Consider the following 14,469-nt stretch of genomic DNA (forward strand, 5'->3'; position numbering starts at 1 on the left):
GGCGGGACCGACCGGACCCGCCGGAGCGGCCTGGGCCGCAGCATCGGCGATCGGCGCACCGGATCCACCGGGTGCACCGGGTGCACCGGGTGCACCGAGACCTGCTCCGCCCCCGGCACCACCCGGTACGGCTGCACCTGGTTGCGGTCCGGCGCCGGCGAGGGCTGACGCGTCGGCGATCGGCGCCCCAGCCGGACCCGCGGGTGCGGCCTGAGCGGAGGCGTCCGCGATCGGCGCCGCGGGCAGGCCGTCCGGAATGCCCTGCGCAGCAGCATCGATCACCGGTGCACCAGGTGCCGGAGGCAGTGGCGCCGCGAGGTCGGTCACCGTTCCCGGTGCAGGCAGGCCCGGAGCGGGCGGCGTCTCCAGCGGGATTCCGCCTCCCCCGGGGGGCGTCGGAACACCGGGTGCAGGAGGCGTACCACCCGGAACATCGATCCCGCCAGGAGGCGTCGGAACACCCGGCGCAGGAGGCGTACCACCCGGAACATCGATCCCGCCAGGAGGCGTCGGAACACCCGGCGCAGGGGGCGTACCACCCGGAACATCAGTCCCACCGGGAGGCGTCGGAACACCAGGCGCAGGAGGCGTACCACCCGGAACATCGATCCCACCGGGAGGCGTCGGAACACCAGGTCCACCGGGCGTGCCGGCAGAGGTGTCGCTGATCTGCCCGGGCACACCAGGAACCTGTGCCGGCGGTGTGTTGACCGCGATATCGGTCCCACCCGGAGGCGTCGGAACACCCGGCGCGCCAGGCGTCGTCAGCGACAGGTCGGTCACATCACCGGGTGCGCCGGGAACCTCTACCGGTGGCGTGCCACCGGGCACGTCGACGGATGTTCCCGGAGTGGGGGCGCCCGGCACCGGCGGCGTGGTCAGCGACACCTCGCTGGACCCGCCGGGAGTCGGATTCGCCGGCCCAGGCGGCGTAATCACCGAGACATTGCGTTGTCCGGGCGGCGTCATCGAACCCGGCAGAGGCGGCGTCGAGGAATCGATGTTGGTGCCGCCGGGTGGCACGTGCATGCCCGGGAAGCCCGGGGTGTGCAGCGTGGTCCCACCGGAATCGCTGACATTTCCTGGGGGTGGCAGCGGAACACTGCGGTTGTCGATGATCGAGGTGTTGCCGGGCGGCGTGGACAGCAGCTGTGGCGGCCTGGTCACGTTGACCTCGGACGAACCGCCGGGGACGGCAGCCCCGGGTGCGCCGGGGGTACTCACCGGGATCTCGGTGCCACCACCGGGCACCGGGTTGTCCGGCACGGGCGGGATCCGGACCAGGCGCTCGGTCGAGTCGCCGGGTACCGGCGCACCGGGCGCAGGCGGGTTGACCACCGGAATCTCCGTGCCACCACCGGGCACGGGTGCACCGGGGGCGGGCGGAACCTGGACCGGGACTTCGGAAGAGCCGCCGGGAACGGGGGCGCCCGGGGCGGGCGGGTTGACCACCGGAATCTCGGTGCCACCACCGGGCACAGGCCCACCGGGGGCCGGCGGGGTCACAACCGGAACCTCGCCACCGCCGGGAGGCAACGGCGCACCCGGCGCGGGTGGGGTCACAACCGGAATCTCACCACCACCGGGAGGCAACGGCGCACCCGGCGCCGGCGGAGTCACAACCGGAACCTCACCACCACCGGGAGGCAACGGCGCACCCGGCGCCGGCGGAGTGTGAGCAGCCAAATCGGCGACGTCGCCGGGCAGCGGTGCTGCCGGGGCCGGCGGCGCAATGCCCGAATCCTGGGCGATGGCCGCAGCGTCGGGTCCCACCGGCGCAGCGGCCTGGGCCACGTCACCAGCGTCGATCGTCCCCGGTGCGCCAAGACCCTGCACTCCGACCTCGCCCGAGCCGATGGGTGCACCTGCCGGCAGCGCCGTGCCAGGAGCAGCGCCCGAGGCGTCGGATACAGCGGCCGCCGGACCGCCGACCGGAAGACCGGCCGGGCCGTTGGGCAGAGGCGGTGCTGCGAGCGGCGGAGTGCCGGCCGGAACGCCTGCCCCAGCCGGGGGCAACGGTGGCGCTGCCAGTGGCGGAGTGCCGCCGGGGATACCGCCGGCCCCGGGGGGCACCGGCGCGCCTGGCAGCGGTGGCGTGTTGACGGGGATACCGCCACCACCGCCGGGCACCGGCGCACCCGGCACCGGAGGCGTGTTGACAGGGATACCGCCACCACCGCCGGGCACCGGCGCACCCGGCACCGGAGGCGTGTTGACAGGGATACCGCCACCACCCCCAGGCACCGGCGCACCCGGCACCGGAGGCGTGTTGACAGGGATACCGCCACCACCCCCAGGCACCGGCGCACCCGGCCGGGGCGGGGTGTTCACAGGAATCGCGGTGTTTCCACCAGGCAGCGGCGAACCGGGCAGGGGCGGGCTGGCCGCGGGGATCGACGTGTTGCTCCCTGGCACCGGCGGCGTCGAACCCGGCAGAAAATTGGTGAAGGTCTGGGTTGCGCCGGGGCCAACCTGGCTCAGGTCCGGCGGCGATGTCACCAGGTTCTGGAGCATGCCAAGGCACGGCACGCCGGGGCTCGCCGGAGCGGGCGTCGACAGGTCCGCAGACGCAACTGGGCTGAGGGCAGTGACCGACCAGAACATTCCTGCAGTGACAACAGCGCCGATCGCCGATCGGTTCGTTGTGCGTGACATTTAGTTTCCCCACTTATCTCTGCGCCGGTGCCTCATGGGCGAACGTATCGGTTTGCTGTATTTGCTCAAGCGTCAAATGCGGCCTTTATCGAACCGTTGCCGAGGAGAGGCGCTCCAGTTACCCGGCCGAGACCTCCCGGCCAACTTCGGCGGTCCGCGCGGTGAGACAGCGTCGCTGGTAAACGGCCATTTTCAGCCCCAGAAAGAGGCAAAATTCGGCGGTGAACTACACAAATGTGTTTTACGGCGCCCTCAGCGGCCGCGGCGTGTCGCGCGCGGCGCCGGCCAGAGGTATGCCCACGCGTCAGCGAATTTCTGTGTTTGCGCCGAACGGGGCGTCACAGTGACGCATCACCCGCTCGGTCCCCCGAAGACAGGCTCGGGGTTACACGCCCGTCCAGGCGGTGTCGATCATGCCGCCGACATCGATGACTTGGGCCTGCTGCGATTCCGGCGCGTCGATCTGGTCGCACACGTGCTGGGCGATGAACCGACGGATTTCGGCATCCACCCCCGCAAGGAGGCGCAACACTTCACCGCGCAGCGAGTTCGACGACACGTGGACGCTGATATCCGAAGGCCGCGGTTTGGCCACGTCGAGGATCAGCAGCAGCGGTTCGGCGGCCCGCGCGGTAGCGCGCAGGGCAATATCGCCGTCGACCACGAATCGCTGCTTGTCGATCAGCAGGTCGATCAGCAGGTCGATCTCCAGCGGGATGTGGATAGCGAACGTAATGGTGTCCCCGATGGTCCGTCGGGCCTGGGGCTTCTGTATGCGCACCTTGGCCGTGACCTTGGCAATGCGGCCTGGCCCCTGGCTCATCGGGCCCATCTCGAATTCGTCGCCGGCGATATCCGCGAATGCCGCAGCGACACGTTCCTCGGTGACGGCGACCTCGAAGAAATTGCGTCCCCATTCCTGATAGGTGACGTAATCGTGCGTATCCATGGTGTTCCTACGTTCTCACGTCCGCGCAGTGCAACCGCAATCACGCGCCGAAGTCCGGCCGCGCGACACTGGTGTGGTGAGCGCTGACGCTGCTGGATCGGAGGCCTCGACCGCGCCATTCGGAACGCTGATGCGGCAGTGGCGCAAACGCCGGCATCTCAGCCAGCTCGACCTGGCCATCGATGCGCAGGTGTCCTCGCGCCACCTCAGTTTCCTCGAAACCGGACGGGCCACCCCGAGCCGGGCGATGGTGCTACGACTGGCGACGACGCTGCAGGTGCCGCTGCGCGAGCGAAACCAGATGTTGTTCGCGGCAGGCTTCGCTCCTGAATATCTCGAGCGGTCCCTCGATGATCCCGAGATGGCCGCAGTGCGTCACGGCGTCGAGCAGGTCCTGGCCGCCTACGACCCTTACCCCTGTCTGGCCGTGGACCGCGGCTGGAACATCCTGCGCGCGAACTCGGGTGCATCGGTCCTCCTCGACGGCGTCGCGCCGCACCTGCTGGTCCGGCCGAACGCCCTGCGGATTGCTCTGCACCCAGGCGGCCTCGCCCCACGCATCGAGAATCTCGGGCAGTGGCGCAAGCACGTCATCAGCCGTCTGCAGCGCGAAGCGGCGGCCAGTGGCGCTGCCGACTTGATCTCGCTGCTGACCGAAATCGAATCTTTCCCAGGTGATTTCGCTGATATCGACGAGGCCGGCGAGATCGTCGTTCCGCTGCGCCTGCGCACCGCCGCTGGGCCCACGCTGTCGTTTCTGAGCACGGTGACCACGTTCGGTACCGCGCTCGATCTCACCGCGGCCGAATTGAGCATCGAGGCGTTCCTGCCTGCCGACGATGTCACCGCTGTGGCGCTACGGTAACTCCTATGTCCAGCGCCACCCACGTGATGCCGTTGCGGGTCCGATACGTCGAATGCGATATGCAAGGAAGGGTTTTCAACGCCCACTACCTGACCTGGGTGGATATGGCGCACTCCGAGGCCGTGCGCGACATCGCCGGCGGCTACGACGCGATGACCGAGGCCGGTATCGACGTAGTGGTGGCCGCCGCCGAGTTGTCGTTCCGACGCCCAGCCCTTTTCGACGACGAGTTGGTGGTCGAAGTTCGCCTCGCTGCGCCCGGAAACACCTCGCTGCGAAGTGAATTCGCGATCCTTCGGGCTGATGAGCTGATCGCCGAGTGTGTCATGACGCACGTGTGCGTGGATACCGGAACATTCGGGAAAAGTCCCTGGCCGGCCTGGTTGCGGGACCGGCTGGCCGAGCACGCTTAGCTCCCCCGCGTATCTTCCCGGTCCAGCCAGTCCGAGATCGCCGCCACGGTGTCGCCGAAGAAGATCCGGTATGGCCGGTCCGCGACATAACCGATATGCGGAGTCGCCAGCACGTTGTCCAGCGTCCGCAGCGGATGCCCGACCGGCAACGGTTCGGTATCGAAGACGTCGAGAGCGGCGCCGGCGATCTGACGGTTCTGCAGTGCGTCGACCAGCGCGGCTTCCTTCACGATGGGGCCGCGAGAAGTGTTGACCAGCATGGCCGTCGGCTTCATCGCGGCCAACTCGGCCGGGCCGATCAGACCTCGGCTGCGGTCACTGAGCTTCAGGTGGATGGTGAGCACATCGGACGTCGCGAACAGCGCATCCCGCGAGACGTAGCGGACGCCGGCCTTCTCGGCGGCTTCCGGCGTGAGGTTCTGGCTCCACGCGATGACGTCCATTCCGAAGGCGGTGCCGATCGGGGCGACCCGGGCACCGATGCGACCGAGCCCCAACACCCCGAGCACTTTTCCGGACAGTTCCTGGCCCACCGTGGTCTGCCAGCCCCCGTCGCGCACCGAGCGGCTTTCGGCCACCAGCGACCGGGCGCCGGCCAGAATCAGCGCCCAGGTCAGTTCGATGGTGGCGGCAACGGAGCCGCCGGTGGTGCCGACGTGGATACCGAACTCCTCGGCTGCGGCCATGTCGATCGACGCGTTGAAGGGCCCGGTGGAGGCGATCATCTTCAGCTGCGGCAGTCGCTGCAGAATATCGCGAGGCAGCGGGGTGCGCTCGCGCATCACGGCGACAACATCGAAGGGAGCTAGTCGTTCGACCAGGTCATCGGGATCGGCAAGGTGATCGGTGAAGACGGTGATCTCAGCCCGGCGCGCGACCGGCGACCAGTCAGCCATCTGCAGCGCCACGTTCTGGTAGTCGTCGAGGACAGCGACCTTCATTCCTGTAGACGGTAGACCGGTGGTCGAGCACCGAGCGCCAATAGTCCTCCGAGATCTCGCCGCCGGCGCGAAGGACCAGCGCCAGGCCCGTGGCCATCGCGATCCCGAGCAGGCCGAGCCACAGTCCGGCCAGCGCGACGAGCACCCACAGCAGCGTGCGAATCTCGGGCCACGGTGCCAGCACGGCAAGCACCGGCGCGAAGAAGAACCCGGTCCCGACGTACCAGGACGAACCGGCGCGATCCGATTTCAGGACTAAGGCCAGCCACCTGGGAACCGGGGCAGGCAAGGGATCTTCCGTCATGACCCCACGTTGCCGCCGGTGGATCTCCCATGCAATTACCTGGCACGTAGTGTCCGCGCCTGCAACACGTTTCGATTGGGTTCCCCGTCTCCCCGCCGACCAGTAGTGTCAGTCCGATGAGCCACGGACACGATCACGGTCACGGTCACGCACGAGAGCTCCCGCCAGGGATGGCCGAGCAGCTGGACCTGCCGTATGCGGGCCTGGCGTCATTCGGGCACCGGCCGTTCCTGACCGAGACCGAGCAGCTGGACTCCTGGCGACCCGATGTGGCGATCGTCGGCGCGCCGTTCGACATCGCGACAACGAACCGGCCCGGAGCTCGCTTCGGGCCCCGCGCCATCCGCGCCACCGCCTACGAACCCGGCACCTACCACATGGACCTCGGCCTGGAGATCTTCGACTGGCTCGAAGTGGTCGACTTCGGCGACGCCTACTGCCCGCACGGCCAGACCGAGGTCTCCCACAACAACATCCGCGAACGGGTCGCCGCCGTCGCATCCCGCGGCATCGTCCCCGTCGTCCTCGGCGGCGACCACTCGATCACCTGGCCGTCGGCAACGGCCGTCGCCGATGTGCACGGTTACGGCAACGTGGGCATCGTGCACTTCGACGCACACGCCGACACCGCCGACATCATCGAAGGCAACCTCGCCAGCCACGGCACACCGATGCGCCGGCTGATCGAATCGGGCGCCGTTCCCGGCACTCACTTCGTCCAGGTCGGACTGCGCGGGTACTGGCCGCCGCAGGACACCTTCGAGTGGATGCAGGAGCAGGGCATGGTGTGGCACACCATGCAGGAGATCTGGGAGCGCGGCTTCAAGGCGGTCATGAAGGACGCGGTCGGCGAAGCTCTGGCCAAAGCCGAAAAGCTCTATGTGTCAGTCGATATCGACGTCCTAGACCCGGCTCATGCGCCAGGTACCGGTACCCCGGAACCCGGCGGTATCACCAGCGCGGACCTGCTGCGCATGGTGCGCCAGCTCTGTTATGAGCATGACGTCGCAGGCGTCGACGTGGTGGAGGTCGCCCCTGCCTATGACCACGCCGAGTTGACGGTGAACGCCGCCCACCGGGTGGTGTTCGAGGCCCTGGCCGGAATGGCAGCGCGCCGTCGCGACGCGGCAGGCGCGAAAGCCGGTGTGCCGTCCCCGCTGGCCAAATGAGCAGGAATATCGGCTCGACCCGCGTCGACGGGAAACGAGCACTCATCACCGGAGCCGCCCGCGGGATCGGCGCCGAGCTCGCCCACACCTTCGCCGGGGCCGGCGCCCGGTTGGTGCTCAGCGACCGCGAACAAGACGAACTGGAGTCGCTCGCCGCGTCGCTCAACGCCGAATTCGGTACCGAGGTCAGCACCGTCATCGCCGACCTGTCGCGGCTGGAGGCGCCCGGCGAGCTCGCGGAGCAGGCCTTGACCGCATTCGGCGGCCTCGACATCCTGGTGAACAATGCCGGTGTCGCGCTGAACCAGCCGGTGACCGTACTGGAGATCGAAAAGTTCGACGTGACGTTGACGATCAATCTGCGTGCACCCGCTCTGCTGGCTGCCGCCGTCGCGAAGGCGATGGTCGAGGCGGGCACCGGCGGCGCCATCGTCTCCATCGCGTCGGCCGCGGCCCTGTCCCCACTTCCCGAGCACTACGCCTACTGCACGTCCAAGGCCGGCCTGGCGATGGCCACCAAGGTCCTGGCCCGTGAACTGGGCCAGTACGGGATTCGGGCCAACTCGGTCTGCCCGACCGTGGTACTGACCGACATGGGCCGCAAAGCCTGGAGCGACGAGGTCAAGTCCGCGCCGATGCTGGCCCGAATTCCGTTGGGCCGCTTCGCGGAACCGCATGAGGTCGCCGATACGGTGCTGTGGCTGGCATCGGATGCGGCCAGCATGATCAACGGTATCGACGTGCCGGTCGACGGCGGCTATCTAATGGGCTGAGCGGCGCCGCGTCAGTCGATAGCCGCCGTACAGCACGGCGGCCACCAGGAAGTTGACGAAGTAGGCCACATCAGCGCCGTGCCACGCGAGCGCAACCGGCCCCTGGTACAGCGTGGTGTTCATGAACGGAATGGCGGCGGCATACGCCAGCACGAACGCCACCATCGCCGCGACCGCATCACCTCGGACTGTCGTCTCCTCCGCGGGGTTGACATTGCGACGCCCCCGGGTGCGCAGCGCCCAGTCGATTGCGATCACGGCGACGAAGGCCGGAATCCAGTAGCCCACCAGCAGCAGCACACTTTCGAAACGTGACGCCGTGTCATCGGCGTGCAGCCACAGGATGAGCAGGAAGGCCAGCACGGTCACGATCACCGCGGACATCGGCCGACGCACCCGGACGCCGACGGTCTGCAGGGCCAGCGAACCGCTGTAGTCGTTCATCGCGCTCGAGCCGATGGCGGCCAGCGTGATAGCCAGCAGGGCGATGACACCGAGCACCCCGTCGCCCATGACCGTGCGCACTCCGGCAGCGGTCTGATCGGACAACAGGTTCGCACCGGCGATGCCGATGCCCTGAACAAAGATGTAGGCCAACACAATTCCGCCGAAGCTGAATCCGAAGACGCGGCCCCGAGACGAATCGGCGGGCAGGTAGCGGCTGAAGTCGGCGGCATAGCTGGCCCAGGAGATCGCCAGACTCAGCGCGATGGTGACCTCCATGACGAAGGCACCCACCAGATCGGGTCCCGCGACCGTCGCCGGGGTGATCACCTGATGTCCGGCCACCAGTTTGATGGCGAACACCACGAACGTCGCGAACAACACCACCGTCAGCACGGCCTGGACCCGGTGGATCAGTTCGTAGCCGAAGAATCCGACCGCGCCCTGCAGGACCAGGACGATCAGCACTGCCGCCCAGAACGGGATATCGAGCAGAACCGACAGCGCTTCACCGCCGAAGAGACCCACCAGCCCGTCCCAGGCGATCGACGAAAGCCATTGCAGCGCAGCAGGTATCACGACACCGCCACCGAACGCCATCCGGGAGATCGGCAGCTGGCCTGACCCCGTCCGCGGCCCCCAGGTCGACAGATAGGCCACTGCCAACGAACCCAGCACCGTGCCGATGATCATCGCGAGCATGCCCAGCCAGAAACCGAGTCCCAGCGCGACTGCGAGCGTACCGGTGAAGACACCGGTCATGGTGACCTGCGGGGCGAACCAGACCGTGAACAACCGGCCCGGCTTGCCGTACCGCTGATGCTCCCCGATCGGGGCGATTCCATGGGTCTCGACGGCCAGGTCACCCGAGCGGGTTGGCCGTCGGCCATTGAAGGCGGGTGCGTCAAACGCGCCCGGTACCGCAACCTCGTGGGTCATCGGCGACGCCTTTCGTCGAAAGTCCGGGAGATTCCCGTCCGGTCTATTCGATCATGACGCTCCGATCTGTGTTCGTCATGGGAGCGGCTGCCGCGGCGGAGCTCCTGGCTGCGCCACTTGCATAGATAGCCGACATAATCAACGGGATCACCTCCGCCACGAAGGGACCTCGATTGTGTCGCCGCAGGATGCCCGGCCCCGAGTGCTGATCGCGGCCTTGAGCGTGGTCGCGCTGACCGTCGCAGTTCTGCAGACCGCCGTGGTCCCGGTACTCGGTGTCATCGCCGAGCAGTTGAATGCCTCGACGGTCGGGGTCAGTTGGGCGGTGACGGCGAATCTGCTCGCCGCGGCGGCCGCCACCCCGCTGATCGGGCGACTGGCCGACCTGCACAACAAGCGACGGGTGCTGTTCGGGGTGCTGGCGGTGGTGCTCGCCGGCTCGATACTGGCGGCCACGACGGCGTCGTTGCCGCTGTTGATCGTGGCGAGGGTGCTCCAGGGCGTGTCGTACTCGCTGTACCCGATCTGCGTGGCGATCCTGCGCGAGGAACTGCCCGAGGAACGCGTCGTCGGGGCGTTGGCGGTGCTGTCCGGAACGCTCGGTGTCGGCGGCGGCGCCGGACTTGTGGTGACCGGGTTGATGATGGACGGCAACGCCGGCTATCACCGGGTGTTCTGGCTGACCACCGGGTTCACCGTATTCGTGATTCTCGTTGTGCTGCTCTGCGTTCCATCCCGAGACAGGACCTCCGAAGGAACCATCGACTGGTTGGGTGCGGCTGGCCTGGCCGTAGGTCTGACGGCGTTGCTGTTGACGGTCACCCAGGGCAACACCTGGGGCTGGGTATCCCCCGCAACCATCGGGTCCGCTGGGGCCGGTCTCGCGGTGCTGGTCGGCTGGTGGTTCTGGGAGCGACGCTGTACCCATCCACTGGTATCGACGACGACACTGACGCGGCGGGCGATGTTGCTCACCAATCTGGCGACGGTGCTGGTGGGCATGGGCCTGTATTTCGGATTCCTCGGCTTGACCGAATTCGTCCAGATCCCCCGCGACATTGCCGGATATGGCTTCAGCGCAAGCGTTTTGCAGGCCAGCGTCGTTTTCCTGCTGCCGGGCGCATTGGTCGGTTTCGTCACCGCGACGGCCAGCGGCCGGTTCATCGACAGGTTCGGGGCCAGACCGGTGCTGGTCTGTGGCGCGGCCGCGGGCATCGTCGGGTTCGCCTTCCTGGCGATCGCCCATTCCCAACCGTGGCAGGTGATCGTCGCGGGTCTGGCGGCCAACGCCTACATCAGCCTCGCCTACAGCGCGCTGCCCGCCTTGGTGGTCAGCGAAGCCGACCCGGGCGAGACCGGGGTCGCGACCGGTGTCAACGCGATCTCCCGCGCCGTGGGCAGCTCGATAGCCGCGGCGTTGGTGGCGGTTCTGCTACAGCGATCGACAGGTGCGACGGGCGTGCCGGCCGAAGGCGCGTTCGTCACCATTTTCATCATCGGGGCCGTCAGCGCCGCCCTGGCGCTGGTGCTGATCGCGCTGTCTCATACCCGCCGGCGGGCGGTCGAAAGCCTCGAAGACCTGGAGGCGTCGCGAGCCATGAACCACGAGTGGGGCTGAGCCGCGGAGTCCCCCGGCCCTGGTGGAGCCCGCCAAACAGCGGAGCAGCGGTGATAGCCTGCGGGACCTGTCATGGCAACCCGCCTGGCAGGGTACGGCCTTGCAACTCATGCTGTTCAGCATCTGTGTGGGGCGATCACAGCGGCGTGGAGGACGTGAACATGGCAAGGTTTGTCCGAGCTCGATCTGTCTCGATTGCTACGATCGCTGCTGCAGGACTGCTCGTGGGACCGATCGCAGAACCCGGTATCGGCACTATGAGTGCCGTAGCGGTAGCGGAACCGACAACGGAACCAGCGCAAGAGATTTCGAACACTCCGAGGTTGGCCAGCGTCGATAATTTTCGGGATGTCGCCGGTCCGGATGAGGGATATCCCGTCGCGACGGGCCAGCATATGCGCAAAGGAGTGCTCTACCGTTCCAGCGCCGTGCGTCCGGACGACGCCGACATGGCGACGCTGACCAGCCTCAATCTGACCCACGACTACGACCTTCGCACCAGCCCCGAAATCGTCGAAAGCCCCGACATCGTGCCGCCCGGCACCACGTACGTGCACATCAACATCGTCGGCGACCAGAGCCCGATCCCGACCATGGCTGATATGTCCCCGCCCCAGGCACGTCAGTTGCTGATCGACCAATACAAGCTTTTCGTCGCCGATCCCGTTGAGCGGGCCCGGTTCGGTGAGCTGTTCCGGTCCATCGCAGCCAATCCCGGCCCGCAGGTGTACCACTGCACGTCCGGAAAGGATCGCACCGGCTGGGCCAGCGCCGTCCTGCAGACCCTGGTGGGTGTGTCACCCGAGAACGTCATGAGCGATTACCTGCTCACCAACGAGTATTCGCAGCAGTCGATCGATGCCGGTGCGGCGGCCGCGACCGAGGCCTACGGGCCGGAAGCCGGGGCCGGCACGCGGGTGATGCTCAGCGTCTTCCCCGAGGCGTTGCAGGCCAGCCTGGACGAGGTGCAGGCCCGGTACGGCACGATGGAGCGCTATCTCACCGACGGCGTCGGTCTGGATGCCGCCACGATCGCAACACTGAAGACGACGCTCACTGCCTGATTCGACGGGGCGGTGCTAGCCGGCCGCGTCGTCGCTATGGCTGACGATGTTGATCACGGTGCCGTCGGGTGCCCGGACGAAGAACCGGCGCACACCCCACGGCTCCGTGGTCAGCGGATGCACGATCTCGAAGCCGCGTCGCCCGGCTTCTTCGTAGGCCTGCTCGATGCCGTCGCCGATGTGGACCGAGATCGCCGAGTCCACGGGCGAGGTCTCGTCACGGGTGACCAACTGGACCTGCGCGCGACCGTCGGGCGATTGCAGATTGGCAACCCAGCCGAGGTTGAACGGCTCGTTGCTGAGCCCTAGATAGTCTATGTAGAACTCTCGGGCACCAGCGATGTCAGGGACGGAAAGGTTGGCGACGATCCCGGTGGGTTTCGTTGAGTGGCTCCCTTCGACGGTCTCACCACCCTAGATCCGGAGCCCCTGAAAGCCCGTGTTGGCGAAGTCGATCTGCACGGCGGGGTTGGCCACCGCGGTGACGACGCCGGTGCCGAACGGCCCGGAACGATCGAACAGTGTGGCCGTCCCGACCGCGATACCGTCGGCGGCCCAATGGGAATCGGCCTGTACGGCGATCCATTCGTCCTTGGGTAGCCGGGCCAGTGCGACGGTCAGGTCACCGTTGATGTAGCCGATGCCGTGGGTGCCCAGGTTGGTCACCAGGCTCGTCGACTCCGCGACCATCGCCGCTTTCACAAACGGCGTATTGCGTTCGCCTGCAACGACATCGATTCCGCGATCCAGGAAGCGGGTGCGGGAGCCGTTCTGGTGATCGCCGACCTGTCTGGTCCACCCGACGGAATCGCTTCCGGTGTGGGGCAGCACCGATTCGTCCGGCGTCGTATGCACATCGGGCGGAAACGCGAAATCGATTGCCGGGGACCATTGCTCACCGGGCGGTGCGGCCGACCGCCGGTACAAGACGAGGACAGCCCGCGCGACCACTACCTCGTCGTCACCACTGCCACTGCCCTGCAAGACATCGCACTCGACGTTACGCACCCGTCGACCGTCGCGGATCAGTCTGGTTCGCACCTGAGTCGGCTGGTTGCGGGCCGCCTTGAACAGGTCGACAGTCAGTCGCGTCGGCATTAACTCCGGCGCCCCGTACTGCATTTCCAACGTCCGGGCCGCCAGTCCGACGATCGCCGGGCCGTTCAGATGGTCCTCACCCCAGTGGCTGTTGGCGTACTTCTGCGGCAGAAAGTGCCCGTCTTTCGGCAGGAAATGCGCGGGACGATCGGTCATCGGCGCATCATCGCATGCGGCAGTTCAGGCGCAGACCTCGGCAGGCACTGGCGCCGTGCGGGCTCCCGAGCGGGCGGCACCGATCCCGGCCGCCACCACGAAGGCGACACCACCGATCGCCAGCCGGCCAGGCACCTGATGCAGGATGACCAGACCGATCAGCATCGCGCAGGCCGGTTCCAGGCTCATCAGTGTCCCGAACGCCGCGGCGTCGAGTTTGCGCAGCGCAAGAAATTCCAGGGTGAACGGCACGACCGGCAGCAGCACCGCAAGACCGATGCCGAGAAAGATCAGCTCCGGGGTGACGCGGCCGAAGACCGAGGGCCCCACGGTGATGGTGGCCACCAGGCCCGCGACGGGCATCGACACCGCCAGAGCGTTCATCCCGGCGACGTCGTCGCCGACGCGCTGCGTCAACAGGATGTAGGTCGCCCAGCACACCGCGGAGCCGAGCGCGTAGAGCACGCCGATCGGATCCACCGCACCAGCCCACGGCTGCGTCAGGAGCAGCACCCCGACGGCGGCCAACGCCGGCCACAGCACCCTCGGACTCCTCAGCCCGCCGCGGCCCACGGCCACCGCGACAGCCAGCGGGCCCAGGAACTCCAGTGCACTGGCGGTACCCAACGGAATCCGCGCCGCCGCAGCCATGAACAGCAGTGTGATAGCGGCGGTCACCACACCGAGCGCGACGCATGCGGCGAACGTGCGACGGGTGAACGCGCTCGGCCGTGGTCGGACGACGATCAGCAGGATCACTCCTGCCCAGGAGAGCCGCAACCATGCCACGCCTTCGGCGCCGATACGGTCGATCAGGGCCACCGAGATGGCCAGCCCGATCTGCACACACAGCATCGAGCCCACTGCCATCAGGGCGCCGATCCGGGCGGGACGGTTGGTCGCGGCGTTGTCGGTCGCTGCGTTTGTTGACACAGCAGCATTGAACGCGCCCGAAACCGTTCAGGTCCACGTGTTATTCGCGAGCATATTGTTCAGAAAATCCGCACAATTACTCCGACTGCGACGAACTCGCTCTTGCAGCTGCGCCGGACCATCCTCGAACCCTGTAGCCGAACCTCAG

14 protein-coding genes are annotated in these 14,469 nt (G+C 67.4%); 6 read left to right on the forward strand and 8 right to left on the reverse strand.

The window, feature by feature from the left end; all coding sequences use genetic code 11:
- Together H7J73_RS06025 and H7J73_RS06030 are read right to left on the reverse strand one after the other, a co-directional pair.
- On the reverse strand, positions 1-2,655 hold a 2,655-nt coding region (locus tag H7J73_RS06025), incomplete at its 3' end, for a hypothetical protein (protein ID WP_264066359.1).
- Between the two features lie 385 nt (positions 2,656-3,040).
- Complete coding sequence (locus tag H7J73_RS06030; protein WP_264066360.1) at positions 3,041-3,604, reverse strand: hypothetical protein; 564 nt, start codon at positions 3,602-3,604, stop codon at positions 3,041-3,043.
- 130 nt (positions 3,605-3,734) lie between these two features.
- Between H7J73_RS06030 and H7J73_RS06035 the strand changes: the two genes are divergently transcribed.
- Both H7J73_RS06035 and H7J73_RS06040 read left to right on the forward strand, forming a co-directional pair.
- Positions 3,735-4,469: a helix-turn-helix transcriptional regulator gene (locus H7J73_RS06035; RefSeq protein ID WP_264066397.1), complete on the forward strand. Its 735-nt coding sequence runs from the start codon at positions 3,735-3,737 to the stop codon at positions 4,467-4,469.
- A 5-nt stretch (positions 4,470-4,474) separates the two neighbouring features.
- The gene (locus tag H7J73_RS06040) at positions 4,475-4,882 is read left to right on the forward strand and encodes an acyl-CoA thioesterase (RefSeq protein ID WP_264066361.1); all 408 of its coding nucleotides are present in this window, start codon (positions 4,475-4,477) and stop codon (positions 4,880-4,882) included.
- On the opposite strand, the gene H7J73_RS06045 is transcribed toward H7J73_RS06040, so the two are convergent.
- Together H7J73_RS06045 and H7J73_RS06050 are read right to left on the reverse strand one after the other, a co-directional pair.
- Positions 4,879-5,823 carry a D-2-hydroxyacid dehydrogenase family protein gene (locus tag H7J73_RS06045; RefSeq protein WP_264066362.1) on the reverse strand — a complete coding sequence of 315 codons (945 nt, stop codon included), beginning with the start codon at positions 5,821-5,823 and terminating at the stop codon, positions 4,879-4,881. The genes H7J73_RS06040 and H7J73_RS06045 overlap by 4 nt on opposite strands.
- Positions 5,771-6,127, reverse strand: coding sequence for a hypothetical protein (locus H7J73_RS06050; RefSeq protein WP_264066364.1), 357 nt, complete (start codon positions 6,125-6,127; stop codon positions 5,771-5,773). Before H7J73_RS06050 ends, H7J73_RS06045 begins: the two co-directional genes overlap by 53 nt.
- 170 nt (positions 6,128-6,297) lie before the next feature.
- On the opposite strand from H7J73_RS06050, the gene speB reads away from it, so the two are divergent.
- Together speB and H7J73_RS06060 are read left to right on the forward strand one after the other, a co-directional pair.
- Positions 6,298-7,296, forward strand: coding sequence for an agmatinase (gene speB / locus H7J73_RS06055; protein ID WP_264066398.1), 999 nt, complete (start codon positions 6,298-6,300; stop codon positions 7,294-7,296).
- A complete protein-coding gene (locus tag H7J73_RS06060; RefSeq protein WP_264066365.1) occupies positions 7,293-8,069 on the forward strand; it encodes an SDR family NAD(P)-dependent oxidoreductase in 777 nt (258 codons plus the stop codon). The genes speB and H7J73_RS06060 overlap by 4 nt, the downstream gene beginning before the upstream one ends.
- Here H7J73_RS06060 and H7J73_RS06065 read toward each other — a convergent pair.
- Positions 8,058-9,452 (reverse strand): purine-cytosine permease family protein, encoded by a 1,395-nt coding sequence (locus H7J73_RS06065; protein ID WP_264066366.1) that lies wholly within the window; start codon positions 9,450-9,452, stop codon positions 8,058-8,060. The genes H7J73_RS06060 and H7J73_RS06065 overlap by 12 nt on opposite strands.
- Positions 9,453-9,627: 175 nt before the next feature.
- Between H7J73_RS06065 and H7J73_RS06070 the strand changes: the two genes are divergently transcribed.
- A complete protein-coding gene (locus H7J73_RS06070) occupies positions 9,628-11,070 on the forward strand; it encodes an MFS transporter (protein ID WP_264066367.1) in 1,443 nt (480 codons plus the stop codon).
- A gap of 323 nt (positions 11,071-11,393) precedes the next feature.
- Positions 11,394-12,134 carry a tyrosine-protein phosphatase gene (locus tag H7J73_RS06075; protein ID WP_264066368.1) on the forward strand — a complete coding sequence of 247 codons (741 nt, stop codon included), beginning with the start codon at positions 11,394-11,396 and terminating at the stop codon, positions 12,132-12,134.
- 15 nt (positions 12,135-12,149) lie between these two features.
- Here H7J73_RS06075 and H7J73_RS06080 read toward each other — a convergent pair whose 3' ends face one another.
- From H7J73_RS06080 to H7J73_RS06090, 3 genes are read right to left on the reverse strand one after another with little or no spacing between them, the layout of a single operon-like run.
- Positions 12,150-12,503, reverse strand: coding sequence for a VOC family protein (locus H7J73_RS06080; RefSeq protein ID WP_264066399.1), 354 nt, complete (start codon positions 12,501-12,503; stop codon positions 12,150-12,152).
- Positions 12,504-12,548: 45 nt separating this feature from the next.
- A complete protein-coding gene (locus H7J73_RS06085; protein WP_264066369.1) occupies positions 12,549-13,388 on the reverse strand; it encodes an acyl-CoA thioesterase domain-containing protein in 840 nt (279 codons plus the stop codon).
- Positions 13,389-13,412: 24 nt separating this feature from the next.
- Positions 13,413-14,258 (reverse strand): EamA family transporter, encoded by an 846-nt coding sequence (locus H7J73_RS06090; RefSeq protein WP_264066400.1) that lies wholly within the window; start codon positions 14,256-14,258, stop codon positions 13,413-13,415.
- Positions 14,259-14,469 lie beyond the last annotated feature (211 nt).

Origin of the sequence: Mycolicibacterium komossense (assembly GCF_025822605.1) — a bacterium.
In the GTDB taxonomy this organism is placed as follows: Bacteria; Actinomycetota; Actinomycetes; order Mycobacteriales; family Mycobacteriaceae; genus Mycobacterium; species Mycobacterium komossense.